This window comes from Xanthomonas sp. 10-10, assembly GCF_040182365.1.
Classification (GTDB): domain Bacteria; phylum Pseudomonadota; class Gammaproteobacteria; order Xanthomonadales; family Xanthomonadaceae; genus Xanthomonas; species Xanthomonas arboricola_F.
The window spans coordinates 4,874,204-4,893,499 of the sequence record NZ_CP144460.1 but is presented as its reverse complement, the minus strand read 5'-3'; the positions used below and the strand labels follow the sequence as shown (position 1 = coordinate 4,893,499).

Genomic DNA, 19,296 nt, shown 5'->3' with positions numbered 1-19,296 from the left:
CAAGCAACAGCAACAACAAGACGGCAACAGCGGGGTGGCGAAGTTGGTGCGACGGATTGGAAAGATCAACATCGAGATGGGGAGGAATGGCCTGGGGACCGTTTCCACGAATCCCCAGTCCCGCCGACTCGTCCCACTGCTCAGGGAACCGCGTCAACGATTCCCCGTTCCCGATTCCCCATTCCCCGACGCGCGTCAGCGCGTCAACCGCTCGCTCACCAGCGAATCCACCACCGATGGATCGGCCAGGGTCGAGGTGTCGCCGAGCTGGTCGGGGGCGTTCTCGGCGATCTTGCGCAGGATGCGGCGCATGATCTTGCCCGAGCGCGTCTTCGGCAGGCCGGGTGCCCACTGCAGGTGATCCGGGGATGCGATCGGGCCGATCTCCTTGCGCACCCAGCTCACCAGTTCCTTGTGCAGTTCCTCACTTGGGGTTTCGCCGGCGATCAAGGTGACGTAGGCATAGATGCCCTGGCCCTTGACGTCGTGCGGGAAGCCGACCACCGCCGCTTCGGCGACCTTGGGGTGCGAGACCAGCGCGCTTTCCACCTCGGCGGTGCCGATGCGGTGGCCGGACACGTTGATCACGTCGTCCACGCGGCCGGTGATCCAGTAATAGCCATCGGCATCGCGGCGGCAACCGTCGCCGGTGAAGTAGCTGCCCGGATAGGTGCGGAAATAGGTGTCGATGAAGCGCTGATGGTCGCCGTAGACGCTGCGCATCTGCCCCGGCCACGAATCCAGCAGCACCAGGTTGCCTTCGGTGGCGCCTTCCAGGATCTTGCCTTCGGCATCGACCAGCGCCGGCTGCACGCCGAAGAACGGCAGCGTTGCCGAGCCCGGCTTGAGATCGACCGCGCCGGCCAGCGGCGAAATCAGGATGCCGCCGGTTTCGGTCTGCCACCAGGTATCAACGATCGGGCAACGGCTGTCGCCGACCACCTCGTAATACCAGCGCCAGGCTTCCGGATTGATCGGCTCGCCGACGCTGCCGAGCAGGCGCAGGCTCTTGCGCGAGGTCTTCTTGACCGGCGCTTCGCCATCGCGCATCAGTGCGCGGATCGCGGTGGGCGCGGTGTAGAACAAGGTGACCTGGTGCTTGTCGATCACCTCCCAGAAGCGCGAGACGGTCGGGTAGTTGGGTACGCCTTCGAACATCACGGCGGTGGCGCCATTGGCGAGCGGGCCGTAGACGATGTAGCTGTGGCCGGTGACCCAGCCCACGTCGGCGGTGCACCAATAGATGTCGTCCTCGCGCAGGTCGAACACCACTTCGTGCGTGTAGCTGGCGAACAGCAGATAGCCGGCCGTGGTGTGCAGCACGCCCTTGGGCTTGCCGGTGGAACCGGAGGTGTAGAGGATGAACAACGGATCTTCCGCGTTCATGCGCTCGGGCTCGCACTCGGCCGGCTGGCCGTCGACCACGTCATGGAACCAGCGATCGCGCGGTGCCTGCATCTCCACCGCGCCACCGGTGTGGCGCACCACCAGCACGGTTTCCACCGTGTTGGTGCCGGGAATCTTCAACGCCGCATCCACGTTGGCCTTGAGCGGAATCTTCTTGCCGCCGCGCAGGCCTTCGTCGGCGGTGATGATCAACTTGCTCTGGCAGTCGATCACGCGGTCGGCGATCGAGTTGGCGGCAAACCCGCCGAATACCACCGAGTGCACCGCGCCGATGCGCGCACAGGCCAGCATGGCCACAGCGGCGTCGACGATCATCGGCAGGTAGATGGTGACGCGGTCGCCCTTCTTGACGCCGAGATTGCGCAGTGCGTTGCCGAGCTTGCACACGCGCTCGTACAACTCGCGGTAGGTGACAGGGTAAGACGCCGCGTCCGGGCTGTCGGGTTCGAACAGCAGTGCGGTCTTGTCGCCGCGCGTGGCGAGCTGGCGGTCCAGGCAGTTGACGCTGGCATTGAGTTCGCCGTCGCCGAACCAGCGGATATGGAAGTCGTCCAGCGCGAAGCTGACGTCCTTGACCTGGGTGGGTTGCTTGAACCAGTCCAGCCGCTGCGCGGCCTTGCCCCAGAACTGCTCGGGATGCTCGATCGATTCGCGGTACAGCGTTGCGTACTGCTCGCCATCGACGCGTGCGCCCTTGGCGAACGCGGGATCGACGGGATAAACATCAGCCATGGCACCCTCACTTGCGATGAACTTGTCGGGAGAGGGCGTTGCGGCTGCCCTCGGTAGGCAATCAGTGTGCCGTATCCATTCTGTCCCGGCGGTCAACGGCGCCTTAGACCATGGTCGTAACCAGTGGCGTGCGCTGGCGCACATCCATTGCGGGTCCTGGTGCGGCCATCGGTCACCTTGTGGAATGCTGCGTTGCAGCTACGACCAAAGGCGAATAGGCTGCAAACCGCGGACTGCCTCACGCTCCGCACAGCATCGCCATCAAGCGCGAGGCCTTCATTGGGGAGAGGGTTCCATGACACACCGTATTGCACCGTTGGTGCGCAAACCGCTGGCCGCAGCCTTGTTCGTGGCCATCATGCTGCCGGGCGTGGCGTTTGCGCAGACGGCCAAGGAAAAGGCGCTGGAAGCGCGCATTGCCGAGCTCGAGCGTCAGGTTCAATTGCTGGTCTCTGCGCAGCAACAACAGCAGGGCCAGATCGCCCAGACGCAGACCCAGGTCACCGAGGTGCGCACCTTGCAGGCGCAAACGCCAGCCGCCGCGCCCGCACCTGTGGTCCCGGCCGGCAAGCGGCCGATCCAGGTCACCAGCATCACACCGAACGCAGCGGCGGGGACAACGTTCCGTTACGGTGGTTTCATCAAGGCCGACTTCATGACCACCCGCACCAGCGACGGCGCATTGCCTGAAGGTGCGGTGGGGCGTTACCTGTACATTCCGACGCAGACGCCTGTCGGGGGGCAGGCGTCGAGCACCGACACCGACTTCCACGCCAAGTTCTCGCGCTTCAACCTGGGCGTGGACACGGTGACCGAAAACGGCGACAAGCTCACCGGCTTCATCGAACTGGATTTCTTCGGCAACGCGCTCGCCAACCAGGTCAACAATCTGTACGGCGGCACCTTGCGGCATGCCTACATGAGCTGGAACAACTGGCTGGCCGGCCAGACCTGGTCCAACTTCATCGATTCCACGATCCTGCCGGAGGCCGCCGACATCGTCGGGCCGACCGACGGCGCGCTGTTCAGCCGTCAGACCCAGATCCGCTACACCCGCGGTGCCTTCAGCGTGTCGGCAGAAAATCCCGAAACGCTGACCACGCCCTACCAGGGCGGCAACACCATCCTGGCCTCGGACCACGGCGCGATGCCGGATCTGACTGCGCGCTACAACTGGAAGGGCACCTGGGGCACCTTCGGTCTGTCGGCGATCGCACGTCAGTACCGTACCCGCAGCGCGCTGACCAACGACACCGACTTCGGCGGCGCCATCGCCGGCGGCGGCCGCTGGATCATCAACGCCAACAACGATCTGCGCTATCAGCTCAGCTACGGCGAAGGTCTTGGCCGTTATCTGGGCCTGGGCAACGGCTCGGACGTGGAGATCGACATCGACGGCAACATCCAGACCGTCAGCACGATCGCCGGCTGGGTGGCCTGGCGCCACGACTACAACGCCAAGCTGCGCAGCACCATCATGTATTCGCGCGTGAATTACGACCACGACATCGCCAATACCGGCGGGCTGGCGAGCAAGTCGCAGCAGAGCATCCGCGCCAACGTCTTTTATTCGCCGCTGCCCAAGGTCGATGTGGGTGCCGAGCTGATGTACGGCCGTCGCGAAGCGGAGAACGGCGATTCCGGCGACATCTCGCGCCTGCAATTCACCACCAAGTACAGCTTCTAAGCTTCACCCCCGCCGGCGGCCCGCCACGCAAGTGGGCGGGCCGTGCCGCCCGCACTCCAGGAGACAGACCATGACCGTCTCGAATGACGCATTGATCGCCAAGATCGATGCCAATCCGAAGTACCACGCGCTCAAACGCCAACGCAATACGCTGGGCTGGACGCTGACCGTGCTGATGTTGCTCGCCTATTACGGCTACATCGGCCTGATCGCCTTCGACAAGGAATTCCTCGCCAAACCGATCGGCGCCGGGGTGACCTCGATCGGCATTCCGATCGCGATCGGGGTGATGGTGTTCACCATCGTCATCACCGCCATCTACGTGCGTCGTGCCAACAGCGCCTACGACCAGCTGACCGCGCAGATCCTCGAGGAAGCCCGCAAATGAGCAAGACTTCGCGCCTTCTCCTGATTCTGGCCGGCCTGCTGCCGGCAGGCCTCGCACTGGCCGCTGGCGGCGACATGGGCCAGGTCGACAAGCAGCCCACCAACTGGGTGGCGATCGGCATGTTCGGCTTCTTCGTGCTGGGCACCTTGTGGATCACCAAGTGGGCGGCGGCCAAGACCAAGTCGGCCGCTGACTTCTACACCGCCGGTGGCGGTATCACCGGTTTCCAGAACGGCCTGGCGATCGCTGGCGACTTCATGTCGGCGGCCTCGTTCCTGGGCATCACCGCGGCGGTGATGGCCAACGGCTACGACGGCCTGATCTATGCGATCGGCTTTCTGGTCGGTTGGCCGATCCTGACCTTCCTGATGGCCGAACGGCTGCGCAACCTCGGCAAGTACACCTTTGCCGACGTGGCCGGCTACCGCTTCGCGCCGACCGCCATCCGCAGCTTCGCCGCTTCCGGCACATTGGTGGTGGTGCTGTTCTATCTGATCGCACAGATGGTCGGTGCCGGTGCGTTGATCAAGCTGCTGTTCGGCCTGGACTACTGGGTCGCGGTGACCCTGGTCGGCGTGCTGATGATGATCTACGTGCTGTTCGGCGGCATGACCGCCACCACCTGGGTGCAGATCATCAAGGCGGTGCTGCTGCTGACCGGCGTGACCTTCATGGCGGTGGCGATCATGTGGCACTTCAACTTCAGCTTCGAGGCGCTGTTTGCCGAGGGCGTGCGGGTGAAGACGGCGATTGCGGCCAACGGCGGTGCATCGCAGGAGGACGCGGCCAAGGCCGGCCTGTCGATCATGGGCCCGGGCGGCTTTGTGAAGGACCCGATCTCGGCGATCTCCTTCGGCATGGCGCTGATGTTCGGCACCGCCGGCCTGCCGCACATTCTGATGCGCTTCTTCACCGTTCCCGATGCCAAGCAGGCGCGCAAGTCGGTGCTGTGGGCCACCACCTGGATCGGCTACTTCTACATCCTGATCTTCATCATCGGCTTCGGTGCGATCGCACTGGTGTTGACCAACCCGCAGTTTGCGGACGTCGCCACCGGTACCATCCACGGCGGCAAGGGCGCGGCCAACATGGCGGCGGTGCTGGTCGGCAATGCGGTCGGCGGCAACGTGTTCATGGGCTTCATCTCGGCGGTGGCCTTCGCCACCATCCTGGCAGTGGTCGCGGGCCTGACCCTGTCCGGCGCCTCGGCGGTGTCGCACGACCTGTACGCCACGGTGATCAAGAAGGGCAATCCGGCGCCGGGTTCGGAGCTGAAGGTCTCGCGCGCCACCACCCTGGTGCTGGGCGTGATCGCCGTGCTGCTGGGCATCGTGTTCGAGAAGCAGAACGTGGCCTTCATGGTCTCGCTGGCCTTCGCCATTGCGGCCTCGGCCAACTTCCCGGTGCTGATCCTGTCGTTGTTGTGGAAGAACTGCACCACTCGCGGTGCGGTGACCGGCGGCTTCCTGGGGCTGGTCTCCTCGCTGGTGCTCACCATCCTGTCGCCGTCGGTCTGGGTGGACACGCTGGGTAACGCGGCCGGGTCGGCGCCGTTCCCGTACACCTCGCCGGCGCTGTTCTCGATGACCATTGGCTTTGTGGGCATCTGGCTGTTCTCGATCCTGGATCACAGCCCGCAGGCGGCCAACGAACGCGCAGCGTTCAAGGCCCAGCAGATCCGCGCCGAAACCGGCCTGGGTGCCAGCGGTGCGTCGGGTCACTGACGTGCAGTCACCGAGCAGTCGCGGAACGCCGGCCTAGTGCCGGCGTTCCGCGTTTTGGGCAAGCGGCTTACAAAACGTAGCGAGCAGTGCTCAGGTGGGTGGTAACGGCGCGGCAACCGCAGTGTAGGAGTGGTACATGCTCGCACCTAGCACCGGCCGCGTCCTCCCGGCAGTGAGCGCGGTAGTTTTGTGCCTCGCTCCAAGGCTCAGAGCGGGCAGCGTCTGTGCCTGTGCTGCCACGTATCTACGCTCATCCGCCAACACGAGGGCCGGGACCTTTACCGGTCGACCGTGCGCGCAGCGCGGATACCGGCCGTGATCCAGCGTCGGAAGGACCCTGGCGCAAGGCGACATCAGAGTTTGGTGTGCAGGTGTCCGACGCGCTGCGCGCGCAGGAGCGCCAGCGCCGCGCACTTGCGCGCCAACAACACGATTCCCGGCGCCTGCTTCGTTTTTCACGCTACGCCTGCGCAACTGCCAAGAACGGCAACATCAGCGAAGAAATTAAGTCATCGAGAGTGACTAAATTGGCCCGGAAGCCGAACGCTGATCACGCCCGGCTTGGCCTCTCCCCCGGTATCGACCGGCCGGCGAGTGCGCTGCAAGCGAGTTCGCCGATTGCGTCGACCCCTCGGCTCTCGTCCATCCCTTGCCCTTCCTGCACCTACGAACCGGGACACAGAGACCATGCCTACCCTCCTCGCTCCACATCCGCTGGCCCGCGCCTGCCGCCTGTTCGGCGCATTGGCCCTGCTGGCCGCACTACCGCAGCTGGCGCTGGCCGCCTGCAACGACAGCTCCGACATCAAGATGCAACGCATCCTGTTCAACTCCTCCAACACCGTTGTGCTGGCGCACCGTGGCTTGTGGGGCAAATACGCCGGCATCGCCGACATGCCGGAAAACTCGCGCGGCTCGCTGCAGATTGCCAACGACCAATGCATGGACGGTGTGGAGCTGGACGTCAAGCTCACCAGCGATGGCGTACCGGTCCTGCTGCACGACTACAACCTGGGCCGCACCACCACCGTGTGGCAGCAACATCCCGGCGTGAAGTACGACCCGATCACCAATCAGGGCGTTAACCCGTCGGTCCTGGTCACCCCGTGGTCGCAGGTCAGCCAGTTGTTCCTGCTGACGCCTGATCGGCGTACCACCACCGGCTATCACGTACCGCGTGTGGATGAACTGTTCGCCTACTACAAGCAACACAACCTGCGTACGCCGATGGTGTTCGACATCAAGGACGCAGCCACGGTACGTGCAGTGCGCAAGGCCGCCGAGAGCCAGTTCGGTGTGGCATCGGGCAGCTATGTCGCCGCCAAGGTCAATGCAACGCTGTACACCAGCCGGGATGCCTACCGTGCCGACGGCAGTGGCATGGTCGGCATTCCGGTGTTCACCACCAACATGCTCGGCAAGATCAATGTGCGCCAGACCATCTCGGCATGGATGAATGAGGGTCATCAGACGATGGAGATCAACGTCAAGCAACTCGGCGGCCTGCTGCAGAGCGATGCCGATTTCATTCGCGAGCGTGGGTATCGCGTGGGCGTGTTCCAGGCGATTCCGGACGGCCCGTCTGCCGGCAAGTTCTATCAAAACAGCGGCGCCTGCTGCTACGCGCTGTCGGATCTGTATTTCTCCTACGGCGGTGGCCGCGACACGGCCGACAATCGCGGCAATCTGGATTTCATCGTGCGCGACGAGGCCTTTGGCCTGATCACCAGCGACGACCCGAAAGCGGCCATCGCCTATCTGCGTGCGCGCGGCAAGCACGACTAAGAGCAACTGACAAAACTACTGCGCAGCCGCCAGGCGGGCGCGGCCGGTGCTCGGAATCCTCATGTACCACTCGTACACTCCGGTTCCTCCGCGTCGCCCACGCCCACCTGACGGCTGCTCGCTACGTTTCGTTAGCCGCTCTCAGCAGCTGTTGCCGGCCCGTGCGGGCCGGCAGTCCCGGCGGCGGCACCTGCCGCCGCCGGTTCATGCCATGACGGAGATTGCCCATGTTTTCCACACCGCATTGTTTCAGGCTGCTTTGGTTGAGCCTTGCCTGCTGCACACCGCTGGCGCAGGCCGCCACGGCCGATGCACTGCTGCACACTGGCCCGGCTTCCGCAAAAGTGCTGCAGATTGGACACCAGACATTCAGTGCGCCGGAGTATCGCGCGCTGGCCCTGGCCGACCTGCCGCAGAACGCCAATCCGGCCGTTGCGGCCGACCCGAATTTCGTTCGCGAATTCGCCGACCGGCTGCTGCTGATGGAGCAGGCGCGCCAGGCGCATCTGCAGGACGACCCGGTGGTGGCCGCGCACATCCGGCAGGCCACCGATGCCATTCTTGCCGAGGCAATGCGGCGGCGCGCACGCGATGCCGCGTCCATCGACGCGACGCAGGTGCAGGCCCAGTTCGATGCGCATCCGCACGATTACGACGAAGTCCGCCTCAGCCATCTGTTCGTGGCCTTGCAGCCCCAAGGCGATGCCCGACGTGGCACACCGTTGACCGATGCACAGGCGCTGGCACGCGCACAGCGGCTCAAGCGGCAGCTGGATGCCGGCACGCCCTTCGAAGAACTGGCGATGCGCGAATCCGACGACGGCAGCACCGCGGCCGAGGGTGGCCAGTTGTCATCGATCTTCCTGCGCAACGTGGCCGATGTCTTTGTTGCGCCCGTGCAGGGGCTGGGCGTGGGGCAGGTGTCGGCCCCTGTCCGCGGGCCGGACGGATATCACCTGATCCGCGTGGATGCGCGCATACCCGCCACGCTGGAGACAGCGCGCGGGCAGATCGAAGTGCAATTGCGCGACCAGGCCGCCACTGCTGCGCTGGAACGTCTGCGCCAGGCCAATCCGTTGCAGTTCGATCGCGCCGCGCTGGAAGCGGCGCTGCGTTGATGCCGGCGCCGGCGCTGAACGTCGGTGCGCGGCCATGCCATCGGCCCCGGTCGCGCTGGCCGCTGGCGGGCGCGGTAGGCGCGGCAGCGGCAATGGCGGTTGCCGGGGCGTGGAGCCTGCACACGCCTGCCGCGTCGCACCTGCAGAGCGGCCTCGCTGCGAGTCATGGGCTGCATGCGGGGGGTGCATCGTCGCAGCCGCCTGCGCGCATCGATCAGGGTTTGTTCGACAGCGCCATGCAACAGCTGGCCTGTCGCCAGCAGGGTGAGCAACGGGCAGCGCAGATCGCGCACGGCGGTGCGCGCCTGCCGCCGGTGGAGGGTCGTCGCTGCGTCGCCGGCACGCAGCTGCAGATCGAGGCGCTGCTGCGCACGGCCGCGGCGCACGGCGATGCCGACGCGCAACGCTATCTGCTTGCGCAGCGCGCGACCGAGCTGCTGCAACGTGCGGTGGCCGCCGCACCCGCCGGCGTGCCCGCGCAACTGTCGGCGAGCGACGAACAGGAGGTGGCAGCGCTTGTGGCCGAGTTGGAAACGCTGGCGCTGGCAGGCCATCGCGACGCCATCGAGACATTGGCGCAGGTAGTGGAATCGCCGCTGCTGCATGCACCCGACCCGGTGTATGCCGCTGCGTGGCGGCTGGCCGCGCGCCAACCGCCAGGCCGCGCGCTGGATGCTGCGGCACCGTTGCTGGCAGATGAAGAATTGCTGGAGTCGATGACCCAACAGCAGCAGCAACAGGCACGTGCGCTGGCGGTGGAACTGTTCGGCTATTGCTGCCGCACACGCGCTGCGGCAGCTCGGTGATGCAGCGCATCCAGGCCAATTGCCGCTATCGCGCGTGCGCCCGGCGACCAGGCAACTTACCCGCTGGCGCCCGCAGCCACGGCATGGCCGCCACTCAACGGAAGTAGCGCGCCTTCAACGGCAGCGTCGCCGCCCCGATCGCGCAGGCATCGGCCGGCGCTTCGGCCGGCAGCAGCGCCGGCAGCGGGCGGCCCTGGCCGCGACGCGGCTGGTTGTCGATCTGCACCGCGGCGATCAGGCGCTGCGCCAGATCGGCCGGCAGGCGACCGCCGAACACGATGGCCTCCGGGTCGCACACCGCGGTGATCGCCGAGACGATCAGCGATACGCCCGGCGCGCTGCGTGCGATCCAGCGCTCGATCGCCGGCCAGGTGGGGTCGTAGGCGGCCAGCAGCGCGCGTATATCCGGCAGCGCGATCCCGTCGTCGGCCAGCAGTTCGCGCAGCAGTTCCAGCGTGGCGCGTTCGAGGTTCTGCGCAGGCAGCATGCCGGCGAACTCGCCGGCATTGCCGCGCGCGCCGCGCAGCACCTGGCCGTCGACCACCAGCCCGCCGCCGAAGCCGTAGCTGAGGTAGAGGTAGGCGAAGTCGCGGTATCGCCGGCCCGCGCCGAGCATCGCCTCGCCGGCCGCAGCCACGCTGCCGTCATTGTCCATCCACACCGGCTGCGCAAAGGCCTCGGCCAGCCACGGACACAGCGCGATCTGGCCCAAGGCGCGCAGCGGCTCGGGCGGATTGATGAAGCTGTCCACGCCGGTAAAGAACCCGCTCACCGCCACACCGATCCCCAGGCGCGGGCCTGCCGTGTCGACACGCGCAAGCACCGCGGCATCGGCGGCCTGGAGCTGGGCCAGCACGCCGTACAAGGTGGTATCGGTCAGCGCCACGTCGGTGGCGGCCAGGACCGCACCGGAAAAGTCCATCAGCGCCAGGCTCAGCGCGTCGGTGGCGATGGAGATGCCCAGGGTGTGGCCGTGGCCCGGGTTCAACGACACCGCCACGCCCGGCTTGCCACGCCCGGCACGGGCGATGCTGCTGCCCATCTGCACCATACCGCGCGCCTGCAGGCCTTCGATCAGGCGCACCGCCGTCTGCACGGTCAGCCCGGTGCCGCGGCTCAGGTCGGCGCGGGTCAGCACCCCGGCCAGCCGCAGGCGGTCGAGCATGTCGCGCTCGTTGAGGCTCAAGCCGGGCAGGGCTGGCGCGTGCGGAGGCAGCGCAAAAGCGACGGTGGAGGGCATGGCACGCGGTGTCACGGGGGAGCGGCTAGCTTACCTGCGCCTGCCTGAAATAATTAATTCACAGTAAGTTATTAAATTGTCGAGCTCATCCTCGACCGGCCGTCCCATGTCCCGCTTCAGCACCCACCCGTGCCCCCGTCTTTGTCTGCTGGCCCTGTGTATCGGCACCAGCCTCAACGCCCATGCCGTCGAGCCGCTGCCGGCAGCGGCGGCTCCCGCCAGCGAGGCACCGGTACAGCTGGACACCGTGCAGGTTTCCGGCCAGCACCTGTCGATCCACCAGGCCATCGGCGCCAAGCGCGAAGCGGCGGTGGTCTCCGATGGCGTGGCTGCCGACGATATCGGCTCGATCCCGGACTTCGGCCTGGGCGAAGCGCTGCAGCGGGTGCCGGGCGTGTCGATGGTTGTCAACAACGGCCGCGGCGAAGCGCAGTTCATGAGCCTGCGCGGCTTCAACCCCGACTACAACACGGTGCTGATCGACGGCGTGGCGCTGCCATCCACCGAAACCAGCCGCCGCGTGCAGTCGCTGGATGTGATCCCCGCATCGCTGGCGCAGCAGGTGGACATCTACAAGACCTTCAACGCCGACATGGACAGCAATGCCATCGGCGGCATCGCGTCGCTGCGTACGCGCAGCGCGTTCGATCACGACGGCCCGTTCGCCAGCGTGCGCGCGAACCTGGCCGACTGGGAAAACCACCGGCAACTGCAGGGCAGCGGCCCGTCCGGGCAGGTGCAGGGCAGTGTCAGCGACACCTTCGGGCCGGACGATCGCTTCGGCGTGGTGCTGTCGGCCGATTACTTCCGCCGCGATTCGGCGTCGTTGAACACCGCCATCGACAGCTACAGCTACTACGCCAACGGCGCACGGCAGACCCTGACTCCCACGCTCGACACCGACGGCATGGCGATCGCGCCGGACCGGTTCCGCCCGCTCAGCTACGACAACGTGCGTCAGCGCCGCAGCGTGTTCGGCAAGCTGGAGTACGACGATGGCGATGCGCTGAAACTGGCGTTGAGCGCCGGCTCCTTCGAACACGACAACGACGAACAACGTCGCTCGCAGTGGATCAACCGGGTCGGCAATGCGGCGGTGGCCGATGCCGACGCCGGCCGCTACGCGCAGGGCAGCGCACAGACCGATGCCAACCGCTTCGACCAGACCCGCACGCTGCGCTACGCGCAGGCCAGCGGCAGCTTCCGCCTCCATCAGCAGGGCCACCTCGATGTGTTGTTCAACCGTGCCACCGGCAAGTATCGACAAGACACGCGCGAAGATGTCTTCACCGCGTCCGCGTCCGCGTCCGCACGGCTGGGATTCGGCTACGCGCTGGGCGACCACAGGCGCCCGACCATCGCCCTGGTCGACCCCGGCTATTACGGCAATCCGGCCAATTACCTGCAGTCGTACTTCCTGACCCGGGTGGAAAAGAGCAGCACCGACACCACCACCGTCAAGGTCGACTACAGCCAGAACGCCGATGCCGATGCGCAGGGGTGGGGGCTGCGCGCCGGCCTGCAGTACCGCGATCTGCAACAGCGTTACAACCTGGATGAAGTACGCCGCAATCCGGTGGGGCGGGTGAGCCTGGCGACCGTGGGCAGCGACGATGCACGCATCTGCCCGTACGCCGATTTCAGCTGCCTGCTGCTGGTCGATCCGGCGCGGGTGGCCGCGTTTGCGGACGCCTCTCCAGGCGCTTACGTGCTGGCAGGCACCAACGCGCGCAACAGTGCGATCAGCGATTTCCGCATCGACGAACGCAATGGCGCGGCCTACCTGATGGGCACCTGGCATGGCGAGCGCACGCAGGCCACGTTCGGCCTGCGCAACGAGTATCTGCAACGCGAGGTGCTCAGCGCAGTGCCGCAGCCGCTGAGCAGCACCACCAATTATCTGCAGCAATCGGACGCCAGCGACCGCCGCTTCCTGTTGCCATCGGCCAACCTTGCCTGGGACATCACCCCGGCGCTGAAGCTGCGCATGGCCGGCAGCCGCAGCATCGGCCTACCCACCTACGGCGATATCGGCCAGAACAGCAGTCCGGTGGTGGACACCACCGGCTTGACCATCAACCGCAGCATCGCCAACCCGCAGCTGCGCCCACGCCGCGCCGACAATCTGGACCTGTCGCTGGAGTGGTATCCGGATCAGGATGCGCAGCTGTCGATGGCGCTCTTCCATAAGCGCATCGACGACGAGATCGTGCGCGTCACCAGCACCGATCTGCAGCGCGATCCAGGCGGGCTGGTCGGCACCTATCAGGTCACCACCACCCAGGCGATCAATACCGGTGCGGCCAGCGTGCGCGGCGTCGAGTTCACCGTCATCGATACGCGCTTCGATTTTCTGCCCGGCGCCTGGTCGCATCTTGGCGCGATGGCCAATCTGACCCTGCTCGATCCGCGCACCGCCGACGTGCAGATGAGCGATGGCAGCCTGCGCGCGCTGCCCGGCCTGATGGAATCGCCCAAACGCAGCGCCAATGCCTCGCTGCTGTATGACATCGGCCGCTTCAGTGCGCGCGTCAGCGCCAACTACACCGGCCTGCAGTTGCTGTCGGCGGCCACGGACAACCGCGTCAACGACCGCTATTACGACGCCATCACCAGCTACGACGCGCAGCTGGCGTGGCGCTTCACCAACAAGCTGCGCATGACCCTGCAGGGCCGCAATCTCAGCAATGCGCGGCTGACCCGCGTCATCGGCGCCGATCAGCAACTGATGCGCGAGCAACTGGATAACGGCCGCGCGTACTACCTGGGAGTGGACTATGCGTTCTGATCGACGTCTTGCGTCGGCGCTGCTTGCCTGCCTGATGGCAGCATCCATCGGCAATGCGTGCGGCCGGCAAGCCACCACGCCCGCAGCAACGCCGCCGTTCGTAGCGATGGAGACCATCGTCAGCGGCGATTGCTGGGGCCAGTGGCCCGACGATGTGCTGGCGGCGGTCAGCCGCTGCAAACCGGCCGAGCACAATCGCATTGCCCTGCAGGTCATCGACGATGCCGAGGGCCCGGCACGGGTCGGCAGCGACGCGCAGCCCTGCAACGGCGCGCGCTGCGCGGATCTGGCGCAGCTGCTGCAGTCGGCACCGGCGCAAGCCCTGCTGTTGCGCACGCCGCCGGCCCGCATCGCTGCGGTGCTGGCCGCGCTGGATCACGCGCAGGCGCGTGCCCGCGCGACCATCGAGCCGCTGGTGCAGGCGGAGCCTGCGCCCGCCGCGCCGGTCACGCTGGCGCCCGGCGTGCGCTACTGGCGCCAGCGCGTGGATGGGCCGCAGCCGGTGATGCTGCACATCGCACGGATCGACCTGACCACGCCGGGCCTGCAGCTGGTCGGCACGCACGGCGACCGCAGCGGCGGTGGCGAATTTCTCGCCACCCCTACCACCGCCTTCGTGCGTGATGGCGGGCTGGCGCTGGCGATCAATGCCGACTACTTCCTGCCGTTCGATGGCGGGCATCTGTTCGACAAGGCCTTCGTGCCGGCAATCGGGCAGGGCGTGACCGCCGAAGGCCTGGCGATCGACGACGGCCATCTCGATTCGGCCGCCGCCACCGGCGATGCGCGCGTGGATGCCGCTTTCTGCGTGAGTACGCGCAACGCGGTGCATATCGTGCGCGGCAGTTGCCCGGCCGGCACGCGCGTCGGTGTGGGCGCCGGCCCGCTGCTGTTGCTCGATGGCAGGCGCCAACCGCGCGAAGCCAGCCGTGCCGACTACTACGACGGCCCCGAACCGCGCAGCGCGCTGGGCCTGGACCGTGCCGGCAAGACCTTGTGGATGGTGGTGGCCGACGGCCGCCAGCCCGGCTACAGCGCCGGCATGACCCTGGACGCACTGACCGCCGTGCTGCAGCAACTCGGCGCCCACGCGGCGATCAACCTTGACGGCGGCGGCTCCAGCACCCTGGCCGCCCGCGTCGACGGCCGCGTGCGCACGCTCAACCGCCCCATCCACACAGGCATTCCGGGACGCGAACGTCCGGTGGCCAACCAGTTGGGGGTGCGGATCGCGGGACAGCCCTGAGGCGTCGGCAGATGGCGCGGTACCATTGGCGGTTTGGACCACGGCCTCCGCCATGAAGATCGCCTCCTGGAACGTCAACTCACTCAACGTGCGGCTGCCGCACCTGCAACAGTGGCTCGCCGACTTCGCGCCGGACGTGGTGGGCATCCAGGAAACCAAGCTGGAGGACCACAAGTTCCCGGATGCGGCGCTGGCCGCGCTCGGTTATCGCAGCGTGTTCTGCGGTCAGAAGACCTACAACGGCGTGGCGATCCTGTCGCGCGCGCCGGCGCTGGACGTGCAGATGGGCATCCCGGGGTTCGATGACGTGCAACAACGCGTCATCGCCGCCACCGTCGATGGTGTGCGCATCGTCAACCTGTACGTGGTCAACGGCCAGGACGTGGGCACCGACAAATACGCCTACAAATTGCGCTGGCTGGATGCGGTGCACGAGTGGATCGCGCAGGAGCTGCAGCGCTATCCGCAGCTGGTGGTCCTGGGCGACTTCAACATCGCCCCGGATGCGCGCGATGTGCACGACCCGGTGGTGTGGAACGAGACCCACATCCTCACCTCCGCCGCCGAGCGCGCCGCGTTGGAAAGACTGCTGGCGCTGGGCCTGCACGATGCGTTCCGACTGCATCACGATCAGGCCGAGCAGTTCAGCTGGTGGGATTACCGCCAGGCCGCGTACCGCCGCAACCTGGGGCTGCGCATCGACCTGACCCTGGTGTCGGACGCCTTGCGCGCACGCGCAATCGGGTCGGGCATCGACCGCGAACCCCGCACCTGGGAACGCCCCAGCGACCACGCCCCGGCCTGGGTGGAACTGGCGGAGGTTGGCGCATGAGCGAGCGTCATCTGCGTCGCAGCACCCACAAGATCGGCGATGTGACGCTGGGGCCGGTACACCGCCTGAGCTGCCATTGCGGCGCCGTGCAGATCGATCTGGAGTTGCCGCACGGCCTGCTCGATCCACGCCGCTGCGATTGTTCGATGTGCCGCCGCCGTGGCGCCATCGTCGCCTCGGTCACGCTCGATGGCCTGCACGTGCTGCAGGGCGAAGACGTGCTGCGCCTGTATCAGTTCAACACCCACGCCGCCGCGCATTATTTCTGCGGCGTCTGCGGTATCTACACCCATCACCGCCGCCGCTCCAATCCCAACGAGTACGGCTACAACGTCGGCTGCCTGGAAGGCGTCAACCCCTATGCGCTGAACATCGCGGTGCCGGTGGAAGACGGCGTCAACCACCCGGCTGACCGTATGGCTGCCGGCAGCTGAGACGACAATGCCCGGGCAAGCCCGGGCATTGCAGCAACCGCGATGGTGCGATGTAGCGCAACCAGCAACACCAGTGAGCAACCGTCAGCTGGGAGGTGCCCGCCCGGAATCTACGTGGAGGACGCGTCCGTTACGTTTCTTACGCGCCTTCCGTACGTCCCTGACGAGCGCGCGAACCGCATGGTCAGATGCGCTCAGCGCACACGGCCGCGGGTAAACAGGTTGACGATGGCCAGCAGGATGACTGCACCAATCAACGACCACACGAACGTCATCACCGTGATTGCCTGGTTGATGCCGCCGCCCAGGAACCAGCCGGCAATCATTGCACCGACGATGCCGACCACCACGTTGAGAATGATGCCCTGCTGTGCATCGCGACGCATGATGATGCTGGCCAGCCAACCCACGATGCCGCCGATGATCAACCAGATGATGATGCCCATGGTGCCAATCTCCTCGTTCGCTTGCACCGGGAGCGGTGCATGCGCGGCATTGGACGCAGCGGGCCGTGAAGCAGCTGTCGAGCGCGATATGCGCCCGGTCCAAGCGTTGGGGTTGGTGTGCACGGCGTGACAGTGCATGCCGATTGGCAGCACGGCCCGGTGCAGCTCTGGCTGCGTCCGCATCGGCCCGGTGAGCGTGGCGAACCGCAGGCGCGGCAGCTGCTTGGCCCGGCCCTGGCGATCGACCCGGCCGAGGTGCCGCTGCTGCGCGATGCGCGCGGTCGCCCCGGCCTGCAACCGGCGCTGCCCGACTGGGATACCGGCTGGAGCCACAGTGGCGAGTATCTGCTGGTCGGGCTGGGTCGTGGCGTGCGGCTGGGGGTGGATCTGGAACGCATCCGTGCACGACCGCGCCTGCTGGATATCGCGCAGCGCTTCTTTCATCCGGACGAGCTTGCATTGCTGGCGGCGCTGGAGGCCGACGCACAACAGGCGCTGTTTTTCCGCCTGTGGTGCGCCAAGGAGGCCTTGCTCAAGGCCTACGGGCATGGCCTGTCGTTCGGTCTGCATCGGCTGGCGTATGCGCTGGCGCCAGATGGCGCATTGCGCCTGCAGTGGTGCGACCCCGAGCTGGGCGATGCAGCGCACTGGCAGCTGCACGAATGGTGGGCCGCGCCCGACTGCCGCGCCGCGCTGGCGTTTTATCCCCGGCCCGCCGCGTGAGGCGCCGTGCCATACGGCAAGATCGGCTGACGGAACTGCGCCACGCCATCGAGATCGCGCAAGGTCACCGTCAACACGCCGCTGGCGCCGTCGATCTCCACCTCGCCAAAGAACTGATACCCGGCCAACGGTGAGGTGTTCGGCGCGGGCGGCGCCTTCTGGAACACCACCGTCGGCCCGAAGGTGGCATCCAGCGCATTCGGCCCGAAGCTGCCGGCATTGAGTGGCCCGCCGACGAATTCCCAGAACGGCTCGAACTGCTGAAACGCGGCGCGGTCCGGGTGGTAGTAATGCGCGGCGCAATAATGCACATCGGCGGTCAGCCACACCGTGTTGCGGATGCGCGCGCGGCTGATGAAACGCAGCAGCGTGGCGATCTCCTGCTCGCGTCCGCGCGGTGCGCCGTCATCGCCGTTGGCGATCGCTTCCCAGCGCGGGCGCCCGTTGCCCTCTTCGCCATCGGGCACCTGCAAGCCGATCGGCATGTCGGCGGCAATCACTTTCCACTGCGCGCGTGAGCCGGCCAGCGCGCGCTGCAACCAGGCCAGCTGCTCGGCGCCGAGAAATGCGGTCTCCGCGCTCGGCGTGGGTTGCAGATTGTCGCTGTTGGCGCCGCGATAACTGCGCATGTCCAGCACGAACACATCCAGCAGCGGGCCATAGCCGATCTTGCGATAGATACGCCCATTGCCGTCGGCGCGCACTCCGCGCATCGGTGCGTATTCTAAAAACGCCTTGCGTGCGCGTGCGGCCAGCACCTGGATGTCGCGCACCTGATAGCGCGCATCCAATTGTTTGCCGGGCGACCAGTTGTTGGTGGTTTCGTGGTCGTCCCATTGCCACAGTTGCGGTACCTCGGCATTGAAGCGGCGCACATGCTCGTCGAGCAGGTTGTAGCGGTAGTTGCCGCGAAATTCGTCCAGCGTTTCGGCCACCTTGCTCTTGGCCGCAGTGGTGAGATTGCGCCAGCGTTTGCCGTCTTCCACGGTGAGCTCGGCCGGGATCGGGCTGTCGGCATAGATGGTGTCGCCGCTATGCAGGAAGAAATCCGGGTTGCGTGCGCGCATCGCGCTGTAGATGCGCATGCCGCCGATATCGGGATTGATGCCGAAGCCCTGGCCCACGGTGTCACCACTCCAGACAAAACGCACATCGCGTCGGGTCTGCGGTGCGCTGCGCAGATGGCCATGCACCGGCGCGCTCAGGACACCGCTGTCGGCGTCCTCCAGGCGCACCCGGTAGAAGATGTCCTGGTCGCGCGGCAATCCGTCCAGATCCACGCGCGCGGTGAAATCATGGGCGGGCACGGCCATCGGGCCATCCACGCGACGCGCCTGGCGCAGGCTCGGCCGCGTATCCCATTCCACCCGCATCCGCGCCGGGCGGTCCGCGCGTGCCCACAGCAACGCGCCGCCGTCGCGCACATCGCCGCTCTGCACGCCATCGGTGATGATCGGCCGCCCGGAAGGCGCGGCCAGACTGCGTGCAGACCAGCCGCCGGCCGCCGGCAGCAATAGCCCGGCGCCCAAACCTTGCAGCACGCGGCGGCGCGCCGGATCGGAAGCGGTCATGAGGGGGCCTTCGCGCAGTGGGGGAGCCTGCAGATGTAGCGCCGCTGTCTTACCGCTGCGTGTCCGACACCGGCACGGCTCCAGGGCGCGTGACCGGGATCACGCCGATGCCGGCCAGGGCTGCGCCGTATCGCCGGACACGCCGTGCGGCACGCCTGCGATGCGACGCCGTGTCGGGGGCGCCGGCCATTGCCGTCAATCGCAGGCCGGCTGCGTCGATGCACGCCCGGTTTGCTTCAGATCGTTCCTGCGAGCATCGACGCTTCCCGCTTCCCGCTTCCCGCTTCCCGCTTCCCAATCCCGAATCCCCAATCCCCAATCCCCAATCCCCAATCCCCAATCCCCAATCCCCAATCCCCAATCCCGCCA

Annotated in this window: 15 protein-coding genes and 2 other RNA genes; 12 read left to right on the top strand and 5 right to left on the bottom strand. The window is 66.6% G+C overall.

What is annotated here, in order from left to right:
- Nucleotides 1–195: 195 nt before the first annotated feature.
- Nucleotides 196–2,139 carry an acetate--CoA ligase gene (acs, locus tag VZ068_RS20680; RefSeq protein ID WP_259157775.1) on the bottom strand — a complete coding sequence of 648 codons (1,944 nt, stop codon included), beginning with the start codon at nucleotides 2,137–2,139 and terminating at the stop codon, nucleotides 196–198.
- A gap of 295 nt (nucleotides 2,140–2,434) precedes the next feature.
- Here acs and VZ068_RS20675 point away from each other — a divergent pair, with 295 nt between their 5' ends.
- From VZ068_RS20675 to VZ068_RS20665, 3 genes are all read left to right on the top strand, one after another.
- On the top strand, nucleotides 2,435–3,826 hold the full coding sequence (locus VZ068_RS20675) for a porin (RefSeq protein WP_259157768.1): 1,392 nt from the start codon (nucleotides 2,435–2,437) through the stop codon (nucleotides 3,824–3,826).
- Nucleotides 3,827–3,896: 70 nt separating this feature from the next.
- Nucleotides 3,897–4,214, top strand: coding sequence for a DUF485 domain-containing protein (locus VZ068_RS20670; RefSeq protein WP_101364961.1), 318 nt, complete (start codon nucleotides 3,897–3,899; stop codon nucleotides 4,212–4,214).
- The gene (locus VZ068_RS20665; RefSeq protein WP_349656357.1) at nucleotides 4,211–5,938 is read left to right on the top strand and encodes a cation acetate symporter; all 1,728 of its coding nucleotides are present in this window, start codon (nucleotides 4,211–4,213) and stop codon (nucleotides 5,936–5,938) included. Before VZ068_RS20670 ends, VZ068_RS20665 begins: the two co-directional genes overlap by 4 nt.
- A gap of 64 nt (nucleotides 5,939–6,002) precedes the next feature.
- Here VZ068_RS20665 and VZ068_RS20660 read toward each other — a convergent pair.
- Nucleotides 6,003–6,076, bottom strand: a non-coding RNA gene (locus VZ068_RS20660) — sX9 sRNA.
- 639 nt (nucleotides 6,077–6,715) lie between these two features.
- On the opposite strand from VZ068_RS20660, the gene VZ068_RS20655 reads away from it, so the two are divergent.
- From VZ068_RS20655 to VZ068_RS20640, 4 genes are all read left to right on the top strand, one after another.
- Nucleotides 6,716–7,723: a glycerophosphodiester phosphodiesterase family protein gene (locus VZ068_RS20655; protein ID WP_349657771.1), complete on the top strand. Its 1,008-nt coding sequence runs from the start codon at nucleotides 6,716–6,718 to the stop codon at nucleotides 7,721–7,723.
- Between the two features lie 61 nt (nucleotides 7,724–7,784).
- Nucleotides 7,785–7,860, top strand: a non-coding RNA gene (locus VZ068_RS20650) — sX9 sRNA.
- Nucleotides 7,861–7,950: 90 nt separating this feature from the next.
- Nucleotides 7,951–8,841 carry a peptidylprolyl isomerase gene (locus VZ068_RS20645; protein WP_349656356.1) on the top strand — a complete coding sequence of 297 codons (891 nt, stop codon included), beginning with the start codon at nucleotides 7,951–7,953 and terminating at the stop codon, nucleotides 8,839–8,841.
- Complete coding sequence (locus VZ068_RS20640) at nucleotides 8,841–9,647, top strand: hypothetical protein (protein WP_349656355.1); 807 nt, start codon at nucleotides 8,841–8,843, stop codon at nucleotides 9,645–9,647. Before VZ068_RS20645 ends, VZ068_RS20640 begins: the two co-directional genes overlap by 1 nt.
- Nucleotides 9,648–9,741: 94 nt before the next feature.
- Here the strand turns inward: VZ068_RS20640 and VZ068_RS20635 are convergent, their stop codons facing one another.
- Complete coding sequence (locus VZ068_RS20635; RefSeq protein WP_349656354.1) at nucleotides 9,742–10,887, bottom strand: ROK family transcriptional regulator; 1,146 nt, start codon at nucleotides 10,885–10,887, stop codon at nucleotides 9,742–9,744.
- Nucleotides 10,888–10,993: 106 nt separating this feature from the next.
- On the opposite strand from VZ068_RS20635, the gene VZ068_RS20630 reads away from it, so the two are divergent.
- Genes VZ068_RS20630 through VZ068_RS20615 form a run of 4 tightly spaced genes read left to right on the top strand, consistent with a single transcriptional unit; the run spans nucleotide 10,994 to nucleotide 16,187 of the window.
- Nucleotides 10,994–13,675, top strand: a complete 2,682-nt coding sequence (locus VZ068_RS20630) for a TonB-dependent receptor (protein WP_349656353.1) — start codon at nucleotides 10,994–10,996, stop codon at nucleotides 13,673–13,675.
- A 34-nt stretch (nucleotides 13,676–13,709) separates the two neighbouring features.
- Nucleotides 13,710–14,921: a phosphodiester glycosidase family protein gene (locus VZ068_RS20625; protein WP_349656352.1), complete on the top strand. Its 1,212-nt coding sequence runs from the start codon at nucleotides 13,710–13,712 to the stop codon at nucleotides 14,919–14,921.
- A gap of 52 nt (nucleotides 14,922–14,973) precedes the next feature.
- Entirely contained in the window at nucleotides 14,974–15,753 is a 780-nt protein-coding gene (gene xth, locus VZ068_RS20620) for an exodeoxyribonuclease III (RefSeq protein WP_349656351.1), read from the top strand.
- Nucleotides 15,750–16,187: a GFA family protein gene (locus VZ068_RS20615; protein ID WP_349656350.1), complete on the top strand. Its 438-nt coding sequence runs from the start codon at nucleotides 15,750–15,752 to the stop codon at nucleotides 16,185–16,187. The genes xth and VZ068_RS20615 overlap by 4 nt, the downstream gene beginning before the upstream one ends.
- Before the next feature lie 194 nt (nucleotides 16,188–16,381).
- Here the strand turns inward: VZ068_RS20615 and VZ068_RS20610 are convergent, their stop codons facing one another.
- On the bottom strand, nucleotides 16,382–16,633 hold the full coding sequence (locus tag VZ068_RS20610) for a GlsB/YeaQ/YmgE family stress response membrane protein (protein ID WP_259167228.1): 252 nt from the start codon (nucleotides 16,631–16,633) through the stop codon (nucleotides 16,382–16,384).
- Nucleotides 16,634–16,759: 126 nt separating this feature from the next.
- Between VZ068_RS20610 and VZ068_RS20605 the strand changes: the two genes are divergently transcribed.
- Complete coding sequence (locus tag VZ068_RS20605; protein ID WP_259167226.1) at nucleotides 16,760–17,356, top strand: 4'-phosphopantetheinyl transferase superfamily protein; 597 nt, start codon at nucleotides 16,760–16,762, stop codon at nucleotides 17,354–17,356.
- Here the strand turns inward: VZ068_RS20605 and VZ068_RS20600 are convergent.
- Nucleotides 17,335–18,927: an alkaline phosphatase D family protein gene (locus VZ068_RS20600; RefSeq protein ID WP_349656349.1), complete on the bottom strand. Its 1,593-nt coding sequence runs from the start codon at nucleotides 18,925–18,927 to the stop codon at nucleotides 17,335–17,337. The two genes, VZ068_RS20605 and VZ068_RS20600, sit on opposite strands and share 22 nt — an antisense overlap.
- Nucleotides 18,928–19,296: the final 369 nt, after the last annotated feature.